The organism is Pseudomonas paracarnis (assembly GCF_904063055.1).
Classification (GTDB): domain Bacteria; phylum Pseudomonadota; class Gammaproteobacteria; order Pseudomonadales; family Pseudomonadaceae; genus Aquipseudomonas; species Aquipseudomonas paracarnis.
The window spans coordinates 37,565-55,664 of the sequence record NZ_CAJFCN010000003.1 but is presented as its reverse complement, the minus strand read 5'-3'; the positions used below and the strand labels follow the sequence as shown (position 1 = coordinate 55,664).

Below are 18,100 nucleotides of genomic sequence, written 5' to 3'. Positions count from 1 at the left end.
GTGAAGATAAGAGCGTCGTTCCGTCAACGGAGCACGACCCGGTATCAACCGACAAGGATGTGACACCCCATGAAGCCTGCCTCCTTAAGCGAAGGCCGTCGCGGCCCCGCGCAAATCTGGAACACTGCGCCGCAGTTGGCGCAAACCCCCATCATCTCCCTGAACACCCTGGTACCGCCCGGCGCTCGCGTCGTGGTAATCGCACCCCATCCTGGCGATGAAGTGCTGGCGTGCGGCGGTTTGCTGCAACTGCTCAGCACCCACGAGCATCCGCTGCAATTGATCTCCATCACCGACGGCAGCGCCAGCCATCCCGGCTCTCAAGTATGGCCGGCCAGCCGTTTGAGCGTGGTGCGCCCCCAGGAAAGCGCCGAGGCCCTGCGCCGACTGGGCATGCCCTTGCACAGCCTGAAATGGATTCGTGGCGGATTTTGTGACGACGCCCTGGCCGCCCGTGAATCGCCGATGAGCCAATTCATCGCGCGCTACCTGCAACCCGGCGACGTGGTGTTTACCACCTGGCGCAACGACGGCAATGACGACCACGATGCCGTCGGCCGCGCGAGTGCCAGGGCGTGCAGCCTGGTAGGTGCCCAACTGTATGAACTGCCGATCTGGGCTTGGCATTGGCCGGCCCGGGAAAGCGCGGTAATGCCCTGGCAGCGTGCACGCAAGGTCCGCCTGGATACCTGGACCGTCGCGCGCAAGCTGCACGCCGCCCACGCCTACGCCAGCCAATTGGTGGGTGACCCGCAGATCGGCTTACCACCGATGCTCGCGCAGATATTGCTGGAGCGCATGCGCGAGCCCTACGAAATCCTGTTCACCTGAACACTACCCTGTAGGAGCGAGCTTGCTCGCGAAAAACCTCAACGATAACGCGGGCTTACTGAATTAACGCGGCGCCTGCGCGTCTTTCACGAGCAATCGCGCTCCTACAAACGTTGGGCTTTTCCCTACAGACTCAATCTGCCAAACTGATGCGAATAATTATCAACAGATTTACTATTCGCCACGGAAGGCACTTGGGGAGCCCTACTTTCATGTTTGTGCAACAACGCGGCGGCAACGTTTTTACACCCAGTCTGATGGCAATCACTATCGCTTTAGCAACCTCCAATGCGGCCATTGCCGCCGACGCACCGGCCACCATCGAGCTGGGCGCTACCGAGGTTTCGGGCCAACAGCTTGGCGCAACCACCGAAGGCAGCGAGTCGTACACCACCGGCTCGATGAAGACCGCAACCAAACTGCCGCTGACCCTGCGCGAAACCCCGCAGGCCGTCACCGTGATCACGCGCCAGCGCATGGATGACCAGGCCATGACCAGCATCAACGACGTGGTCAACGCCACGCCGGGGCTGTTCCTCAATTACTCCAACGGCCCTGGGCGACAAGGCTTTACCGCACGCGGTTTCGATATCGACAACCTCATGTATGACGGTATCCCCAGCGGCTACAACGGTGCGTCGGTAGGCGCCCAGCCGAACCTGGCGATGTTCGATCGCGTCGAAGTGGTACGCGGCGCTACCGGCCTGGTGACCGGCGCAGGCAACCCTTCGGCCGCCATCAACCTGATCCGCAAGCGGCCACTGGATGAGCAGAAAGTCACGCTCACCGGCGCCGTCGGCAGCTGGGACGACTACCGTGGCGAGCTCGACGCCTCCAGCCCACTCAATGACAGTGGCACCTGGCGCGGCCGTGTCGTCACCTCTTACCGCGATGCCAACAGTTTTATCGACAAGGCCGAGCAGGATCATGGCCTTTTCTATGCCGTCACCGAAGCCGACCTGAGCGAAGACACCACCCTGACCCTCGGTTACTCGAACCAGAAGGACAAGACCAACTACTTCTGGGGCGCTTCGATGGTCGGCCTGGATGGACGCCACCTAGGCCTGTCGCGCTCTTACAACCCAGGCACCGACTGGGAAAACAAGGACCAGGAAATCAACACCGTGTTCGCAGAGCTGCGCCAGCGCCTGGCCAACGACTGGAGCCTGCAGGTCAACGCCAACTACGCCGAACAGAACGCCTTGTTCTCCGGCTCCTACCAATCGCGCTGGACCAACGACACCCTGGCCCGCACGGTGTACCAGGCCACCTACGATGAAAACCAGGCCGTGCTCGACGCCTTTGCCAGCGGCCCGTTCGAGGCGTTCGGCCGCACCCATGAACTGGTGGTGGGCGCCAGCAAGCGCATCTACGACATGACCACCCACAACTACAGCCCGTACGACCTCAACTGGCCGATCAATGCGGGCAAACCGAACTTCACCCGCACCAACAACGTTCGCGAAGTCACCACCCAGGACGGTTTCTACCTGACCAGCCGCCTGAGCCTGGCCGACCCGCTGAAGCTGATCCTCGGCGCTCGCCTGGACTGGTACGACTACGACAACCGTGATGCCGCTGGCGACTACAAGGTCACCCGCAACCTCACCCGCTACGCCGGCCTGATCTACGATCTGGACGACCAGCATTCGGTTTATGTGAGTTACAGCGACATCTTCACGCCGCAAAAAGACAAGAGCACAGCCGGCACTCCGCTCAAACCCATCGTCGGTAAAAATTATGAGGTGGGCGTCAAAGGCGAATACTTCGGTGGCACGTTGAATGCCAGCGTAGCGCTGTTCCGTGTCGACCAGGAAAACCGCGCCGTGGCCGTGGTGGTGCCCAACTGCCCGCAGGCGTCCTGTGCCGAGGCCTCGGGCGAAATCCGCAGCCAGGGTATCGACCTCGAACTGCAAGGCGCCTTGACCGAAAACTGGCAGGTCGGCGGCGGCTATACCTATGCGCGCACCCACACCATCAAGGACGACGCCAACCCGCAGAAGGTCAACAAGCAGTTCGATACCGACATCCCGGAACATCTGTTCAAAGTGACCACCCGCTATAACTTCCAGGGCCCGCTGGAAAAACTCCGCGTCGGCGGCAATATCTCCTGGCAGAGCCGCATGTACAACGACATCAAGCTAGCGGATGGCAGCAACTACCGGCTCCAGCAAGGCGGCTACGCCGTCACTGACTTGATGGCAGGCTACCGGGTCAATCAGCACCTGGATTTGCAACTCAACGCCAACAACATCTTTGATCGCCACTACTACCAGTCCATCTCCAACTCAGTGACTTATGGCGGCGACTCCTATGGCAGCCCCCGCAACATGATGTTGACTGCCAAGTACAGTTTCTGAGCCTCATGCCCACCTCGGCTGCCCGCTCGGGCAGCCGTTCTTAAAGTCCCGCGCCCGCGTGCCGATAACGCGTGGGTAACCGGCAACAATCCTGAACATCTGCTTCACTCCACAGCGGCGCGCCTGTATGGCACACCGCGTGCTTGCTTGACCTCGACGCCCCCCTCTCATGGAGTAAGAGTGAATGCCCGTCCGTTTTCTAGAGCACTATCGCAAGGCCGACCGCATCATGCTGGCATTGATCTGGCTGATGTTCCTGTTCTCCCTCGGCCTGGCGTTCTGGCACGACACCCTCATGCAGGCCGTGATCGTCGGTGGCGGCACCGGCGTGGTGCTCACGGCGCTGTATCGCGTCATTGGCGGCACCCGGGTGATGCGCTGTGCACTGGGCGCCGGCTTGATGGTGATGGCGGCGTTGCACATCAACCAGGCGCACGGGGTGATCGAATCCCACTTCGGTATTTTCGCGCTGTTGGCGGTGCTGACCTTCTACCGTGACTGGCTGCCGATCCTGGTGGCGGCACTGACCATCGCGGTGCATCACGTGGTGTTCCATGCCTTGCAACACCAGGGCTTCCCGGTGTTTGTGATGGAGCATCACGGCGGCTGGACCATGGTGTTCGTTCACGCCTTCTATGTGGTGATGGAGACCGTTGCCCTGCTCTACCTGGCCGTCCATAGCCAGGCCGAAGCGGTGGAGAGCCAGGAAATGCTTGAGAAAATGCTCGCCGTCACCTCGCAGTTCACCGTGGAAACCGCCCAAGGTGAAGGCAAGGCCCACGTATCCCTCGCCAAGCGGTTCGACCACTTCCTGCAGCAACTCACCCACCTGATCGACGGCGTCGCTCGCGACTCCCATGGCCTGGGCCAGCTCGGCCAAGAACTGGCCAGCGCCAGCGGCACCCTGGAAAAAGGCGCACGGCATCAACTGGCGCAGATCGGCGAAATGACCGGCTCGATGCAGCGCATGGAAGACGCCATGGGCCACATTACGGTGCAGGTCGAACAGGCGGTGGAGCATGCAGGCCAGGCCAGCCAGCAGATTGTGCGCGGCCAGGAAAGCGTCGGCCGCGCCCAGCATGAAATCAGCCAACTGGCTTCGCGTATCAACGGCACGGAGTCGACCGTGGAATCCCTGGCGGTGCAGGCAGAGCAAATCGGCTCGGTGCTGGACGTGATCAGCAGCATCGCCAACCAGACCAACCTGCTGGCCCTCAACGCCGCCATCGAGGCCGCCCGCGCCGGCGAGCAAGGTCGTGGCTTTGCCGTGGTTGCCGATGAAGTGCGCAGCCTGGCCCAGCGCACCGCCCTCTCCACCCAGGAAATCAAGAGCATCATCGAGGGCCTGCAACACGGCAGCCGCCAAGCCGTCGAAGCCATGCACGCCAGCCGCGAAGGCGTAGAGCGCTGCGTGGCAGACAGCCAAGAGGCGGTGGACATGCTACGGGCGGTGGGCGAGGACATCGCGCACATCGACCAACTCAACGGCCACATCGTCACCACCACCCGCGAGCAGACCTCGGCCAACCTGGAGATCGTCGAGCGCTTGCAGTCGGTGCAAAGCATCGCCCAGAACACCGCCGACGACGTCGAGACACTCGCCCGCAGCAGCGAACGCCTGCCACCGATCGCGGTGCGGCTGGATGCGTTGGGGCGCAGGTTTCATCCTTGAACCCAATCCGAAACACGGCGAGTCAAAGAGAATAGGTGGATATACCGCTGGAGTGCATCAAGGTTCCAGATGCGGAGCCATCAAAGCGGCAAACCAATCGATGAACGCGCCAAGGCGACGAGAGCGTTGGCGGCGAGTCGGGTACAGGGCTGAAACGCACATGGGGGCCGGCCGATAGGCCGTCATCACCTCAACCAATTCGCCGCTGTCCAATAAATGCTGAACATCGAACAACGGCACCTGAATCAAGCCAAGCCCTGCACAGCATCCTGCAATATAGCTTTCGGCATTGTTGACCACCACGCGGCTCGGCATCATGACAGCCTGCGCGGTGCCATCGACGCAATATTCCCACGCCGTTTCCTGACCGCCTGCGCTCGTGCTGTAGCCGATACAGACATGCCGATTTTGCAAATCGCCAGGCTGTGTGGGCACCCCGAATTCCGCCAAGTAGGCGGGGCTCGCGCAATTGACCAGCAACACCTTACCCAAAGGTTTCACCACCAGGCTGCTGTTCTGCGGGGTGCCAAAACGAATGACACAGTCAACGCCTTCCTGTACCAAATCAATGGCGCGATCGGTGGAGCCCAGGCCGAGTTGGAGTCCAGGGTAGCGGTGGAGAAACTCGGCCAACGCAGGCATCACCAGGCGCCGCGCTATGCGGCTGGGCACGTCCACTTCCAGACGGCCCATGACCTGTTCCTGATGGCTGTTAAACAGTTGGTCGATATCATCGATGTCCAGCAAGACCTGGCGCGCCTTCAGCAGTAACTGGGTGCCATCGGCGGTCAGGGAGACCTTGCGGGTTGTCCGGTGCAGCAGTCGAGTGCCGGCATTGGCCTCCAGCTGTTGAATGGCGGCCGACACGCTCGCGCGTGGCAGCCTCATCAGCCGTGCCGCTTGTATAAAACTGCCAAGCTCTGCGACCTGAACGAAGACGCGGTACTGTTCGATTCTATCCATGGACTCTCAATGCTCGGGGGGCACGGATCGATCGGCGCTCACCACGTCTGCGCCAGCGCGTTAACCGTTTACTTGGTGGTGTAGCCGCCATTGATCAAAATTGTCTGGCCCGTCACCCACCACCCGTCACTGACCAGGTTACGGATGAACGGGACCACATCCTCGATATCTGTCAGGCCCGTGCGCGAGAACGGCGACAGCGCGGCAGCCGTCTTGTGGTAACTGACCGCATCCTCACCTTCGGCCGGGTAGAAGAACGGCGTGTCCATCGGCCCCGGCCCTACTGCCGTGACCGAAATCCCCCGAACGCCCAGCTCCTTCGCCGCCGCCCGCGTGAATTGCTCTACCGGAGCCTTGCTGCCGGCATACGCCGCGTAGAAGGGGGTGAAAGCGCCCAGCAATGAAGTGACGATAGTGCAGATCTTGCCATTGTCATTGAGGTGCTTGCCGGCTTCCTTGATAAAAAAGAACGCAGTCTTGGAATTGACGGCCATCATCTCGTCGTACTCCGCCTCCGTGATTTCAGCCATTGGCTTTTTCAGCACCTTGCCCACGGTATTGATCGCGATGTCCGGCCTGCCAACTGCCGCGACGGCATCATTGAAGAGTTTTTCCATCGCCCCCGCCGTGGTCAAGTCCGCTTGCAAAGCGACAGCCTTCGCGCCTAGCGCCTCGATTGCGGCAACGGTTGTGTTCGCGTCAGCCTGGCTGGAGGCGCTGTTGTAGTGCACGACCACAGCCTTGGCGCCATGCTTGGCCAGATCGCGGGCGATCAACCCTCCGAGGTTCTTCGCACCACCCGCGATCAGTGCAACCTTGCCGTTGATTGAATGATTAGGCATGACAACATTCCTTTAATTGGGAGAAGTACGCCGCCATTCTAGAGTGACCCTCGACAAAGATAAGCACACCTTGGCTGGATGCAGTGTCCAGAGATATTGCCTAATCACAAAGGCCCTATCGGTGAATGAAAAGGATGTGAGGTACGCTACACTCCGGCCTTGCACACCGGCCAAGGAAGCCCCCATGAGTACTCGTGGCAGAGACCGACAGATCGACAATATCGAATTCAACGTAAGCGACATTGCCCGCAGCAAAGCCTTCTACGGCGCTGCATTCGGCTGGACATTCGTCGACTACGGCCCCACCTACAGCGAGTTCAGCGATGGCCGGCTCACGGGTGGTTTCACCACCGGTGAGACTGTGCGGCCGGGCGGGCCCTTGGTTATCTTGTATGCCGATGACTTGGACAGTGTGCAGCAGCGGCTTCAACAACTGGGTGCGGTGATTACACGCCAGACGTTTGCGTTTCCAGGAGGCCGCAGATTCCACTTTACCGACCCGGATGGGTATGAACTGGCGGTGTGGAGCGTTGCGCCGTGATCCAGCGCTTTCGCTGTATCGCTGAAGCTCGACATCTCCAACCGAGAACAGGTTGCGTTGTGTGAGCCTGTTCTGGGTTTCAAAGCTGTTGCAGCTTGCGCTGCAAGCGGGCCATGTACCGATTGACGATCAGTTTGTGCGCCGGCCGCACCGGCAGCATGTAAAGGCGCCCGAAGGTGTTGTGGGTGATCACCGATGAAGTGATCGTCAGCACACGATCAGCAATTGAAAGGCAAATCATCACATCCAGGTGCCGGTCACGCTCAGTCAGCACCAGCCTATCCGGCGCGCAGTCCTCTACCAGGAAAAAATCCAGCCGCTCACCCGCTTGCACCGTCACGCGCCGATTGCCGGAGAACCCGCCGATGCGCTTTACGCCAAATCTTGAAGAAATCCCATCCCTGATCCGAAAGGCCAATCGCAACAGCGGCCCCGGTTCAGCGGTCATGATGTTCCAGGCTTCCAGCGCGCTGATCTCAGTCGGCAATAGCACCGACCTGCAATCGTAATAATCGAGTTCAGACGGTGCACCCAACGTGTGACTGACAGAGTTAGTCGCCAAGGTTTTTCCGTCCATGACCAAAACAGGGATTTGCATCATAACGCTTCAAGCGAGATGCTGCGCTAAGCTCGACAGGGTCTGTGTAATCCAAACGGAGTACCCATTATGGAATACGACGAAAAACTGATTGAGGAAGTCGTACTTGCCCTGCTGACCACCTTCAGCTTTGATAACGGCAACTCATGGAAAGGCCACGACTTTCAAATAATGAACCGGCTTCACGAGCAAGGTTTTATCAGTAATCCGGTGAACAAAAACAAGTCCATTTGGCTGACGCAGGAAGGCTTGGAACGGGGCCGGCAAATCGCCGATCGGTTATTTGCCGCAACCCCTGAGGCCAAGCGTTCATCCAATCCGGACACCTGAAGCGCTCGCGGGGCCAGAAGCCCGGCCACGGAGTGTTAAACCGCGCTTCATCCGTTTATCCTCAAGACTCCCCGACCTGCCAACCCGGAGCCGCCATGGACCTCGCCACCCTCGCCCTCTTCCTCCCCGCCTGCTTCGCCCTGAACATGGCCCCCGGCCCCAATAACCTGCTATCCGTGAGCAACGCTACCCGCTATGGCTACCGCACCTCCTGCCTCGCCGGTCTCGGCCGCCTGCTGGCCTTCGCCGGCATGATCGCCCTCGCATCCGCTGGCTTGGCGGTGGTACTGCAAACCTCGGAGTTGTTGTTCTACGGGATCAAGATTCTCGGCGCGGCGTATCTGTTTTACCTGGCGTATCAGCTATGGCGCGCAGACCCGCAGCAGCCGGTGAACACCGCAACGAGGAAGGTGGGCCTGTGGGCCTTGGCGCGGCAGGAGTTCCTGGTGGCGGCGGGCAACCCCAAAGCGATCCTGATCTTCACCGCCTTCCTGCCGCAATTCGTGGTGCCCGGCCAACCCATCACCGCGCAATTTGCCCTGCTGGGTGTGATGTTCCTGGCCCTGGAATGGGTCGCCATCAGTGCCTACGCCTATATGGGCCTGCATATGCGTCGCTGGTTTGCCGAGCCGAAGGGCAAGCGCCTGTTCAATCGCTGCTGCGCAGGTTTGTTGTCAGCGGCCGCGGCGGTATTGTTGACTGCGCGCAGGGCGTAACCGCGGTGGGAGCGCCCCTGGCAGCCGACGCCGATCGAGCTGTGCCCCGCGATCCAAATGTGGGAGCTGGCTTGCCTGCGATGGCGGTGGTTCAGTTGAAAATTCAGTGACTGACACACCGCCTTCGCGGGCAAGCCCGCTCCCACAGGGGATCTGTGCCAGGCACTGATTTTGACGGCAATGCATGACCAATGTGGGAGCGGGCTTGCTCGCGAAGGCGGCCGGGCAGCCGACGACGATTCAACTGATGCCCAAGTTGCGTAGATACCTATGCTATCTCAACCGCAAACCATACCTCACCTCCACCAGCGCCACACCGCCCCTCTCAAGATGGTGCTCAGTCCCGGCCTCCTCGACACACCCCGCCCGGCGATAAAATCGAATAGCCCGTTCATTACCGGCCAAGACCCACAGCGTTAAACGCTCATAGCCTTGCGCCAACAGGTCTTGCAGGCCGGCATTCCACAAGGCCAGCCCGACGCCGGAGTACCAATGCTCGGCGAGCACGTAGATGGCCATGACCTCACCTGCATTGGCCTGCACGGCGTCTTCGTCACGGCTGGCGCCAACGGATATCCAGCCGACAATCTGCTGGCCCACCTCGGCAACCCATACCGTCGACTCACCCGAGGCAAGCGAGCGAGCCCAATGGGCTTCGCGCCGAGCAAGCGTTACTTGCAATCCGCTCAAGAACTGGGCGGGCATCAGGTCACGGTAGGCGTCTTGCCAACTGCTGATATGCACCTGGGCAATGGCCTTCGCGTCGGCGGGTAATGCTCTGCGAATCACGGATAGGCTCCTGAAATACGGTTATTTCAGTATGCATGCCCATCGATGACAGTTGCAGGGCGCGGGTTCCGGCGTCGATGAAGAACGCCGGGGCCCGCGCGAAGGCTCCAGCCCATGTCACCCCTTGGTCAGATCCACCAAAGGCGTCTGCCGCACCTCAGTCTCCCGCCCACCCTGAATCTCGCTGACCTGCTTCAAGGCCTTTTCAACAGCCGCCTGATCCGCCAACAAGCTGTAGCTGATACGGAACTGCTTGTGTTCCTTCGCCCCGATCGTAGGCACCAGGTTCAGTGGCCGCTGATAACGACGGTTATAGGAAAAACTCGTCCCCGGCTCCAACCCCGTGACATAGCCCTGCCCTTGGGTATCAGTGTTCTTCCACAGCGAAAACACCGGCAGTGTCTGCGTATTGAAACCCACCGAAACCCCCAGGCTGCCGGCCTTGTTATGCAGCACGGTCAAGGTATCGCCCTTGGCATCGGCATACGGCACCACGTTGTAAACCGTTTCGTCATAGTCCTTGGTCGGTGCGCGATAGGTTTGCCAGTCGGCCAGTTCGCCCTTGGCCTTGTCATTGAACGGCGACACCTGCTTCACCGGCGCAACGAAACGCGCGCCCTGCTCCAGGAACGGGGTGCTGAAGTTACTGTGATACAGCGCCTGATATTCCTTCGGATAATCGCCATTGTTGGTCAGCGTGTCGTTGAGAGCGAACACCACACTGCCGGGCTCGGTGACCAGTTCGGTCGCAACAGAAAAATCGACCTTCTTGAACGCCTGCTCTTTCAGCTCGCCGCGCAGGGTGATGGCGTACGGCGGTTTTTCATCGATATGCAGGGTGACTTTGTTCGCAGGGATATTGGCCGCCCGCCCGTGCAGGGTCAACAGCTCGCCGTTGTCGATACCAGGGTGCCCGACCCATTCGTAGCCGCAGCGGGTGACCAGCTCATTGAAACCTTCCAACCATCCCAGACCACCGCGGCCATTGAGCTCGATGAAGGAAGGATTAACCACTTCCTTGACCGGCGAATCCCAGCCCATCCGCACATCGCCAACCGACGCCTGCAACACGTTCATGCCACGGGTCGGCACTACCGAGAGCTTCATCGTGCCGTTGTCGATATCCACGATGCTCACACCCTCCTGCCGACCACCGTGCAGGGTGCGCAGGGTAACGCTGAAGGGCTTGTCGGTTTGGATGCCGAGCTGCTGGCTGGTGACCTGCCAGTTCTGGGCGGCTTTGTCGGTATCGAGCAGCACGTAATCCCAGGCTAGGGCTTGGGAGGCGGCAGAGAATGCGCTGAGGGCGACGAGGAGTTTGAGCGGGATCATGGCGGTGGCCTTTATTGGAGTTGTTTGCGCTTTATAAACTCGATGAAACGTTTCAGCAAGCTTAAAACACGCGACAGTGTGGGAAAAGGTCATGAACAAGGTGGAACAGGTAAGGAGGTCAAGGCAATGCGCTTGCGGGCAGGCTGGAACGAAAACGCGAGTGGGCGGTGTATGAGCTTTGGTCCATCCGTGCCGGTTACAACCTTGCGTTGACTCATTGGCTGCAAACGGCCGATTCTGTTGAAAAAGTCGGTTCTTCCAGACTGCCCACGCACTGCCTGCTAAAAATGCTTTTTTTGCGTGCAGCTACGCGAAATCCGAGCCCGGAATCCTCTGCTCAAAGTAAAGATTTCAATCTCAAGCGCGTACTTTTCTGCAGTGGAAGCCATAGCCGACTTTTTCAACAGAATCGGCCAAAAGCGGTCCATCGTGGCCCCTAAAAAGCCTGCATGATTCGTGCTTGCTCAACGAGGGTATTCAAAGTCCCGTCGCGCTCAAACCACCCGCCGTACAGGGGTCACGAAGTGGCGCTACCTTCGGGAGGAAACTACGCTGAAGAAATACTTTTTTTCTTTGTGATGGAGCTGGAAAATGAAAAGGGTTTTTCTGCCACTGTCGTGTTTACAGCGCTCGTCGAATTTTCAAATACAGTGTCTGCTGAAATACCCTCTCATAAGAATGTCCGCATTCGTTGCCCAGGCACAGGCTAGCATTAACCTCTCTGCCCTTGCACTTTTGGCAGCGAAATGAACGAACACCTACGCGACGACCGAGAACATTGATAAGGCGGCCAAGGAGGGCGTATGCATAATCCATCAACATCGAAGCTTGTACGGGGAATTGCCCGAGATGCTTTTTACCAAAGGTGGATGGTTTGGGTTCCATTATTGTTCACGTCTGTAATAGTTTTTGGAGGATACAGTGGGGACGTTATGGGGGTTCAATGGGTGGCGGAGCTTGCCACGATCGCCGGAGCCACTATTTCGTCGATTAACGTTTGGTCCGAAAAATCGTCATTTCCTCAAGCCACACAATTAATATTTTTACTGGCATGGATGTTTAGCTTTTATTACGCCTTTCTTATCGCGCGATGGAAGCCCTACCAGGAAATGTATGTTGGTTCACTTACCGGGTGGAGGCGTCATCTGAAAGCATTACCAGGAGTGGTGATGATTTGCGTTGGACTATTTTTCTTTACCTTTACGCCTCCGACCGAGCCCAATTGCACGAGGATGTGCATCTATGAGTCAACGTTCATTCAAGTGATCTATTCCACTGGGATATCTATATTTTTGGGGTATGGGTTTGCGCTGACTTACTGGTATCTGGCTAATTTCTCAAGCGCTTATTTCGGTAGGAGAAAAAATGACTAGCCAAAAATTAGTTGTTCAAATTTTAAGACTCATGGAGTTTTCAAGGTCGTTTCGTTTTGGCCGATTGTGGCCCGTGGTGAGGGGCAGCGTTGGGCCGAAATCCGCCGGTCAGCCCCCTCCTCCCCAAAAATCCCTCCCCTCAACCCCCACACCTCTCAACCAAAAAATCCACAAACGCCCTAACCCGCGCCGGCATCGCCCCTCCCCCCACAAACACCGCATGAATCGGTTCCACATCCCCAGGATTAAATTCCTCCAACAACACCACCAACTCCCCCCGTCTCACTTCCTCCACCACACTAAACGCCCCAATCCTCGCCACCCCCGCCCCCAGCTTCGCCAACTGCGCCAATGCCTCACCACTATTCCCCTCAATCGTCCCCGCCACCTTCAACGAAAACTCCCGCCCCTCCACCCGAAACGGCCAATCCGGCGCCGCCCTACGGAAGTTGAAGCGCAGACAGTTGTGTTGCAGTAAATCCTGCGGCGTCACGGGGGTGCCATGCCGTGCCAGGTAGTCCGGTGAAGCAACGATAACCTGCCCGGTAGAGCCGATAAGGCGAGCAGTCAGAGGGCTGTCGGCGAGGGGACCGAAGCGGATGGCGACGTCGGCTTGGCCGCCGAGGATGTCCACGACTTCGTCGCCGAGCATCAGGTCGACGACGATGGCGGGATAGCGGGCGCTGAAGGCGGCGATCAGGGGGACGATGGTCATGCGGCCGTGGGCCAGTGCGGCGCTGACGCGCAAGCGTCCGCGTGGGGCGCCCTGGTCGGTGATGGCGTCTTCGACTTCGGCCATGTCGGCGAGGATGCGTCGGGCGCCGCGCAGGTAGGCTTCGCCTTCGGCGGTGAAGGTGATGGCGCGGGTGGTGCGCAGTAGCAGACGGGTGCCGATGCGCTGTTCGGTGCGGGTAATGATGCGGCTGATGGCCGATGGGGTCAGCCCCAAGGCCCTGGCCGCGCCCGACAGGCTGCCGTGCTCGGCGACCATGGTGAACACTTCCATCTCTCCCGAACGCCCGCCGATGTCCATTTGTGCCTCCTGCGCAAAGCTGTAGTTCCCAACCAAGGGCTACTGCTGCAAAAGGCAGGATTGTAGCATTTGGCTCACAGATGAGGAGTCACCCATGCGTATCAATCCCCCCCTTGTAGCATTGTCCGTCGGTGCCTTTGGCATCGGGGTCACAGAGTTTGCCCCTATGGGCATGTTGCCCGGTATCGCCGCTGATCTTGACGTCTCCATTCCTGCTGCGGGGCTGTTGGTAAGCGCCTACGCCATGGGCGTGTTGATTGGCGCGCCGATCATGACCCTGGCGACGGCCAGGGTGCCCCGCCGTTATCTGCTGATAGGGCTGATGGCGATTTTTACCCTGGGTAATTTGCTGTCGGCGTTGGCCAGCAACTACCAGACGCTGATGATCGCCAGGCTGGTGACGTCGCTCAATCACGGAGCGTTCTTCGGGATTGGCTCAATTGTGGCCGCAAGCCTGGTGGCGCCCGAGAAGCGCGCGGGCGCTGTGGCGGCGATGTTCATGGGGCTGACCCTGGCAACCATTGGCGGCGTGCCCCTGGCGACCTGGTTTGGCGAAAACTTTGGTTGGCGTACTGCGTTCTGGGGCATCAGTGGGCTCGGCGCGGTGGTCATGGCCGCGCTGTGGTGGGCCTTGCCCAATGCGCCGGCGCCCAAAGGCGGCGGGCTGATGGCGGAAATCCGTGTGCTGGGTCGCGGGCCGGTGCTGGCGGCGCTGGCCCTGACCGTGGTGGGCTCGAGTGCGATGTTTACGGTATTCACCTACATCGCGCCGATTCTGCGCGATGTCACCCATGCCTCGACCAATTTCGTCACCGGGATGCTGGTGTTGTTCGGAATCGGCCTCACCCTGGGCAATGTGTGGGGTGGCAAGTCAGCGGACCGCTCGGTGGACCGCACCTTGATCATCTCGCTGGTGGTGTTGATTGCCGTGCTGTTGGCCTTTTCGGTGCTTATGCAATGGCCGTTGCCCGCTGCGCTGTCGATCCTGCTGTGGGGCGCTGCCAGCTTTGCCCTGGTGCCGCCGCTGCAGATGCGGGTGATGGAGGCCGCCAAAGATGCGCCTAACCTGGCTTCGGCGATGAACATCGGTGCGTTCAATTTTGGCAATGCGATTGGTGCGGCATTGGGTGGCGCGGTGATCAATGCCGGGCTGGGCTACCCGGCCATTTCCCTGGCAGGCGCACTGATGGCGGGCCTGGGCTTGCTGATGGTATTGGGGCTGAGCTGGCGTTCGCGGCGGGCCGACGCACGCGCTGGCCGGGAGACGGTGCAAGCCTGAGTAGCGTGCAGGTTGTTCGTCTAGACTTCATGCACCTTTCAACCCGAGGAGCCTTGCGATGAACAACAAGAATACGATTTGCCTCTGGTACAACGGCGATGCCCTGGAGGCAGCGACCTTCTACGCGCAGACCTTCCCCAACAGCGAAGTAAAGGCCGTACACCGTGCGCCTGGCGACTACCCATCCGGCAAGCAGGGTGATGAGTTGACTGTGGAATTCACCGTACTGGGTATCCCCTGCGTGGGCCTCAATGGCGGCCCCCTGTTCAAGCACAGTGAGGCGTTTTCCTTTCAGGTGTCTACCGAGGATCAGGAGGAAACAGACCGCTTGTGGCACGCCATCATCGACAACGGTGGGCAGGCGAGCGCTTGCGGTTGGTGCAAGGACAAGTGGGGGCTGTCGTGGCAGATCTCGCCGCGGGTGTTGGTCGAAGCAGTTACCAGTAAAGATCCTGCCGTCGCCAAGCGTGCATTTGAAGCGATGATGACCATGACCAAGATCGACATCGCTGCCATCGAAGCCGCCATTGCCGGGAACTGAACGGTGGGAGCGCTCGAGCCCTAGCGAGGCCGCGATGGCGGTGGGTCAGGCAGCACAAATGCCAACTGCACCACCGCCATCGCAGGCAAGCCAGCTCCCACATCTGGATTGCGCGCCCTCCCCCATGCGGCAAAAAAAGTCATACAACGGACGCCCGGTTGCGACACGGGCGATACCGGCCTATGTTCCAAGCCATGCTGTTTTTTTGCTGCCCCCGCCCTACGTCCATCCCATAACCAGGAGACGACATGCCCACGCCTTCACGCCCTGCCGTACTTGAACTGATCGGTAACACCCCGCTGGTCAAGGTCAGCCGCTTCGATACCGGCCCCTGCACGCTGTTTCTCAAGCTTGAATCGCAAAACCCCGGTGGTTCCATCAAGGACCGCATCGGCCTGGCGATGATCGACGCCGCTGAACGCGACGGTCGCTTGCGCCCGGGCGGTACCATCATTGAAGCCACCGCCGGCAATACCGGCCTGGGCCTGGCGCTGGTGGGCCGGGCCAAGGGCTACCGGGTGGTGTTGGTGGTGCCCGACAAGATGTCCACGGAAAAGGTGCTGCACCTCAAGGCCATGGGCGCCGAGGTGCATATCACCCGCTCCGACGTGGGCAAGGGCCATCCTGAGTATTACCAGGACGTGGCGGCACGGCTGGCCAAGGATATTCCGGGCTCGTTCTTCGCCGACCAGTTCAATAACCCGGCCAACCCCTTGGCCCACGAGACCAGTACCGCACCGGAGATCTGGGCGCAGACCCAGCACGATGTGGACGCGATTGTGGTGGGCGTCGGCTCGGCCGGCACCCTCACCGGCCTCACGCGTTTCTTCAAGCGCGTGCAACCCGAACTGGCCATGGTGCTGGCCGACCCGGTCGGTTCGGTGATGGCCGAATACAGCCGCAGCGGCACCTTGGGAACCCCCGGTTCCTGGGCCGTTGAAGGCATAGGCGAGGACTTCATCCCCTCGATCGCCGACCTGTCCAGCGTGCGCCACGCCTACTCCATCAGCGATGCCGACAGCTTCGACCACGCCCGCCAATTGCTCAAGGCCGAAGGCATCCTCGGCGGCTCATCCACCGGCACCCTGCTCGCCGCGGCCTTGCGCTACTGCCGCGAGCAAACCGAGCCCAAGCGCGTGGTCACCTTCGTCTGCGACACCGGTACGCGCTACCTGTCGAAGGTTTACAACGACCAGTGGATGAACGACGCGGGCCTGCTGCAGTACAAACACTACGGCGACCTGCGCGATCTGATCGCGCGCCGCTTCGAAGACGGCCGCGTGATCAGCGTAAGCCCCGACGACACCCTGCTCACCGCCTTCCAGCGCATGCGCCTGGCGGACGTGTCGCAACTGCCGGTGCTGGTCGATGGCCAGACCCTGGTGGGCGTGATCGACGAGTCCGACATCCTGCTGGGCCTGCACCACGACGCCGCAAATTTTTCCATGACCGTCGCCAGCGCCATGACCAACACCCTGCACACCCTGGCCCCCAACGCCAGCCTGGCCGAACTGCAGGCTGAACTGGATCGCGGCCTGGTCGCCATCATTGCCGACGCCGCAGGCTTTCATGGCCTGATCACCCGCGTCGACCTGCTTAACCACCTACGGAGATCCCTTGCATGAGCCAGCCCGATAAAAGCGCGTTTGCCACCCGAGTGATCCACGCCGGGCAGTCACCCGACCCGACCACGGGCGCGCTGATGCCGCCGATCTACGCCAACTCCACCTACCTGCAAGACAGCCCCGGCGTGCACAAGGGGTTTGACTATGGCCGCTCCCATAACCCCACGCGTTTCGCCCTGGAACGCTGCGTGGCCGACCTTGAAGGCGGCAGCCAGGCATTTGCATTTGCCTCGGGGCTGGCGGCGATCTCCACCGTGCTCGAACTGCTGGATGCTGGCGCGCATATCGTCTCGGGCAATGACCTGTACGGCGGCACTTTCCGGCTGTTCGACAAGGTGCGCCAGCGCAGTGCCGGGCACCGCTTCAGCTATGTCGACCTCAGCGACTTGTCGGCGTTTGAAGCGTCATTGCAGGACGACACGCGCATGGTCTGGGTCGAAACCCCAAGCAACCCGCTGCTGAGCCTGACCGACCTGCGCGCCGTGGCCCGCATCTGCCGTGCCCGCGGGATTATCTGCGTGGCCGACAATACCTTTGCCAGCCCCTGGATCCAGCGCCCGCTGGAGTTGGGCTTCGACATCGTGGTGCACTCCACCACCAAATACCTCAATGGGCATTCTGATGTGATCGGTGGTATCGCTGTTGTCGGTGATAACGCTGAATTGGCCGAACGCCTGGGCTTCCTGCAAAACTCCATCGGCGCCATCGCCGGGCCGTTCGATGCCTTCCTGACCCTGCGCGGGGTAAAAACCCTGGCGCTGCGCATGGAGCGCCATTGCAGCAATGCCCTGGACCTGGCCACCTGGCTGGAACAACAGCCACAAGTGTCGCGGGTTCACTACCCGGGCTTGCAATCCCACCCACAGCACGACCTGGCCAAGCAGCAAATGCGCGGCTTTGGCGGGATGATTTCAGTGGACTTGAACAGCGACCTGGCCGGCGCGACGCGCTTTCTGGAAAACGTGAAGATCTTCGCCCTGGCCGAGAGCCTGGGGGGCGTGGAAAGCCTGATCGAGCACCCGGCGATCATGACCCATGCCAGCATCCCGGCGGCGACGCGGGCGCAATTGGGGATTGGCGATGGGCTGGTGCGCTTGTCGGTGGGGGTTGAAGATGTGGAGGATTTGCGCGCCGATCTGGCGCAAGCCTTGGCCCACATCTAACCGCCATGATCGTTCCCACGCTCTGCGTGGGAACGCATTCGGTGACGCTCTGCGTCACGCTTGGGAACGCAGAGCGTCCCTGGCTGCATTCCCACGCGGAGCGTGGGAACGA

The 18,100-nt window shown here is 60.3% G+C and carries 16 protein-coding genes; 10 read left to right on the top strand and 6 right to left on the bottom strand.

All coding sequences use genetic code 11. The annotated features are described in order from the left end of the window. The first annotated feature begins 69 nt into the window (after positions 1-69). From JMV15_RS07570 to JMV15_RS28620, 3 genes are all read left to right on the top strand, one after another. Entirely contained in the window at positions 70-831 is a 762-nt protein-coding gene (locus JMV15_RS07570; RefSeq protein WP_014718615.1) for a PIG-L deacetylase family protein, read from the top strand. Between the two features lie 212 nt (positions 832-1,043). Beyond that, positions 1,044-3,191: a TonB-dependent siderophore receptor gene (locus JMV15_RS07565; RefSeq protein ID WP_201491327.1), complete on the top strand. Its 2,148-nt coding sequence runs from the start codon at positions 1,044-1,046 to the stop codon at positions 3,189-3,191. A 184-nt stretch (positions 3,192-3,375) separates the two neighbouring features. After that, complete coding sequence (locus tag JMV15_RS28620; protein WP_038450293.1) at positions 3,376-4,863, top strand: methyl-accepting chemotaxis protein; 1,488 nt, start codon at positions 3,376-3,378, stop codon at positions 4,861-4,863. Positions 4,864-4,920: 57 nt separating this feature from the next. Here the strand turns inward: JMV15_RS28620 and JMV15_RS07555 are convergent, their stop codons facing one another. Then, a complete protein-coding gene (locus tag JMV15_RS07555; protein ID WP_038450296.1) occupies positions 4,921-5,826 on the bottom strand; it encodes a LysR family transcriptional regulator in 906 nt (301 codons plus the stop codon). Positions 5,827-5,894: 68 nt separating this feature from the next. Continuing rightward, entirely contained in the window at positions 5,895-6,668 is a 774-nt protein-coding gene (locus tag JMV15_RS07550; protein WP_038450297.1) for an SDR family oxidoreductase, read from the bottom strand. Between the two features lie 184 nt (positions 6,669-6,852). Here JMV15_RS07550 and JMV15_RS07545 point away from each other — a divergent pair, with 184 nt between their 5' ends. Then, a complete protein-coding gene (locus JMV15_RS07545) occupies positions 6,853-7,209 on the top strand; it encodes a VOC family protein (RefSeq protein WP_003191611.1) in 357 nt (118 codons plus the stop codon). A 79-nt stretch (positions 7,210-7,288) separates the two neighbouring features. Here JMV15_RS07545 and JMV15_RS07540 read toward each other — a convergent pair whose 3' ends face one another. Then, positions 7,289-7,810: a DUF2867 domain-containing protein gene (locus JMV15_RS07540; RefSeq protein ID WP_051661089.1), complete on the bottom strand. Its 522-nt coding sequence runs from the start codon at positions 7,808-7,810 to the stop codon at positions 7,289-7,291. A 66-nt stretch (positions 7,811-7,876) separates the two neighbouring features. Here JMV15_RS07540 and JMV15_RS07535 point away from each other — a divergent pair, with 66 nt between their 5' ends. Both JMV15_RS07535 and JMV15_RS07530 read left to right on the top strand, forming a co-directional pair. After that, positions 7,877-8,137, top strand: a complete 261-nt coding sequence (locus JMV15_RS07535) for a DUF6429 family protein (protein WP_014718621.1) — start codon at positions 7,877-7,879, stop codon at positions 8,135-8,137. 95 nt (positions 8,138-8,232) lie between these two features. After that, positions 8,233-8,853, top strand: coding sequence for a LysE family translocator (locus JMV15_RS07530; protein WP_069868536.1), 621 nt, complete (start codon positions 8,233-8,235; stop codon positions 8,851-8,853). Between the two features lie 273 nt (positions 8,854-9,126). Here JMV15_RS07530 and JMV15_RS07525 read toward each other — a convergent pair whose 3' ends face one another. The 3 genes from JMV15_RS07525 to JMV15_RS07515 all read right to left on the bottom strand — a co-directional run bounded on the left by JMV15_RS07525 (position 9,127) and on the right by JMV15_RS07515 (position 13,380). Continuing rightward, the gene (locus JMV15_RS07525; protein WP_038450303.1) at positions 9,127-9,642 is read right to left on the bottom strand and encodes a GNAT family N-acetyltransferase; all 516 of its coding nucleotides are present in this window, start codon (positions 9,640-9,642) and stop codon (positions 9,127-9,129) included. A gap of 117 nt (positions 9,643-9,759) precedes the next feature. Next, positions 9,760-10,974, bottom strand: a complete 1,215-nt coding sequence (locus tag JMV15_RS07520; protein WP_038450305.1) for an aldose 1-epimerase family protein — start codon at positions 10,972-10,974, stop codon at positions 9,760-9,762. 1,512 nt (positions 10,975-12,486) lie between these two features. Next, positions 12,487-13,380, bottom strand: a complete 894-nt coding sequence (locus tag JMV15_RS07515; RefSeq protein ID WP_038450309.1) for a LysR family transcriptional regulator — start codon at positions 13,378-13,380, stop codon at positions 12,487-12,489. Between the two features lie 94 nt (positions 13,381-13,474). Between JMV15_RS07515 and JMV15_RS07510 the strand changes: the two genes are divergently transcribed. The 4 genes from JMV15_RS07510 to JMV15_RS07495 all read left to right on the top strand — a co-directional run bounded on the left by JMV15_RS07510 (position 13,475) and on the right by JMV15_RS07495 (position 17,988). After that, on the top strand, positions 13,475-14,659 hold the full coding sequence (locus JMV15_RS07510; RefSeq protein ID WP_020302295.1) for an MFS transporter: 1,185 nt from the start codon (positions 13,475-13,477) through the stop codon (positions 14,657-14,659). Between the two features lie 58 nt (positions 14,660-14,717). Further along, positions 14,718-15,200 (top strand): VOC family protein, encoded by a 483-nt coding sequence (locus tag JMV15_RS07505; RefSeq protein WP_038450311.1) that lies wholly within the window; start codon positions 14,718-14,720, stop codon positions 15,198-15,200. 248 nt (positions 15,201-15,448) lie between these two features. Next, the gene (locus tag JMV15_RS07500) at positions 15,449-16,825 is read left to right on the top strand and encodes a pyridoxal-phosphate dependent enzyme (RefSeq protein ID WP_038450313.1); all 1,377 of its coding nucleotides are present in this window, start codon (positions 15,449-15,451) and stop codon (positions 16,823-16,825) included. Beyond that, positions 16,822-17,988 carry a cystathionine gamma-synthase gene (locus JMV15_RS07495; RefSeq protein ID WP_014718631.1) on the top strand — a complete coding sequence of 389 codons (1,167 nt, stop codon included), beginning with the start codon at positions 16,822-16,824 and terminating at the stop codon, positions 17,986-17,988. Before JMV15_RS07500 ends, JMV15_RS07495 begins: the two co-directional genes overlap by 4 nt. Positions 17,989-18,100: the final 112 nt, after the last annotated feature.

What these genes read in the sequence shown, in the direction of transcription:
- JMV15_RS07530 (WP_069868536.1), top strand. Translation starts at nt 8,233, where the DNA reads ATGGACCTCGCCACCCTCGCCCTCTTCCTCCCCGCCTGCTTCGCCCTG.
- JMV15_RS07495 (WP_014718631.1), top strand. Translation starts at nt 16,822, where the DNA reads ATGAGCCAGCCCGATAAAAGCGCGTTTGCCACCCGAGTGATCCACGCC.
- JMV15_RS07505 (WP_038450311.1), top strand. Translation starts at nt 14,718, where the DNA reads ATGAACAACAAGAATACGATTTGCCTCTGGTACAACGGCGATGCCCTG.
- JMV15_RS07555 (WP_038450296.1), bottom strand. Translation starts at nt 5,826, where the DNA reads ATGGATAGAATCGAACAGTACCGCGTCTTCGTTCAGGTCGCAGAGCTT.
- JMV15_RS07515 (WP_038450309.1), bottom strand. Translation starts at nt 13,380, where the DNA reads ATGGACATCGGCGGGCGTTCGGGAGAGATGGAAGTGTTCACCATGGTC.
- JMV15_RS07550 (WP_038450297.1), bottom strand. Translation starts at nt 6,668, where the DNA reads ATGCCTAATCATTCAATCAACGGCAAGGTTGCACTGATCGCGGGTGGT.
- JMV15_RS07570 (WP_014718615.1), top strand. Translation starts at nt 70, where the DNA reads ATGAAGCCTGCCTCCTTAAGCGAAGGCCGTCGCGGCCCCGCGCAAATC.
- JMV15_RS07540 (WP_051661089.1), bottom strand. Translation starts at nt 7,810, where the DNA reads ATGATGCAAATCCCTGTTTTGGTCATGGACGGAAAAACCTTGGCGACT.
- JMV15_RS07565 (WP_201491327.1), top strand. Translation starts at nt 1,044, where the DNA reads ATGTTTGTGCAACAACGCGGCGGCAACGTTTTTACACCCAGTCTGATG.
- JMV15_RS07520 (WP_038450305.1), bottom strand. Translation starts at nt 10,974, where the DNA reads ATGATCCCGCTCAAACTCCTCGTCGCCCTCAGCGCATTCTCTGCCGCC.
- JMV15_RS28620 (WP_038450293.1), top strand. Translation starts at nt 3,376, where the DNA reads ATGCCCGTCCGTTTTCTAGAGCACTATCGCAAGGCCGACCGCATCATG.
- JMV15_RS07535 (WP_014718621.1), top strand. Translation starts at nt 7,877, where the DNA reads ATGGAATACGACGAAAAACTGATTGAGGAAGTCGTACTTGCCCTGCTG.
- JMV15_RS07500 (WP_038450313.1), top strand. Translation starts at nt 15,449, where the DNA reads ATGCCCACGCCTTCACGCCCTGCCGTACTTGAACTGATCGGTAACACC.
- JMV15_RS07545 (WP_003191611.1), top strand. Translation starts at nt 6,853, where the DNA reads ATGAGTACTCGTGGCAGAGACCGACAGATCGACAATATCGAATTCAAC.
- JMV15_RS07510 (WP_020302295.1), top strand. Translation starts at nt 13,475, where the DNA reads ATGCGTATCAATCCCCCCCTTGTAGCATTGTCCGTCGGTGCCTTTGGC.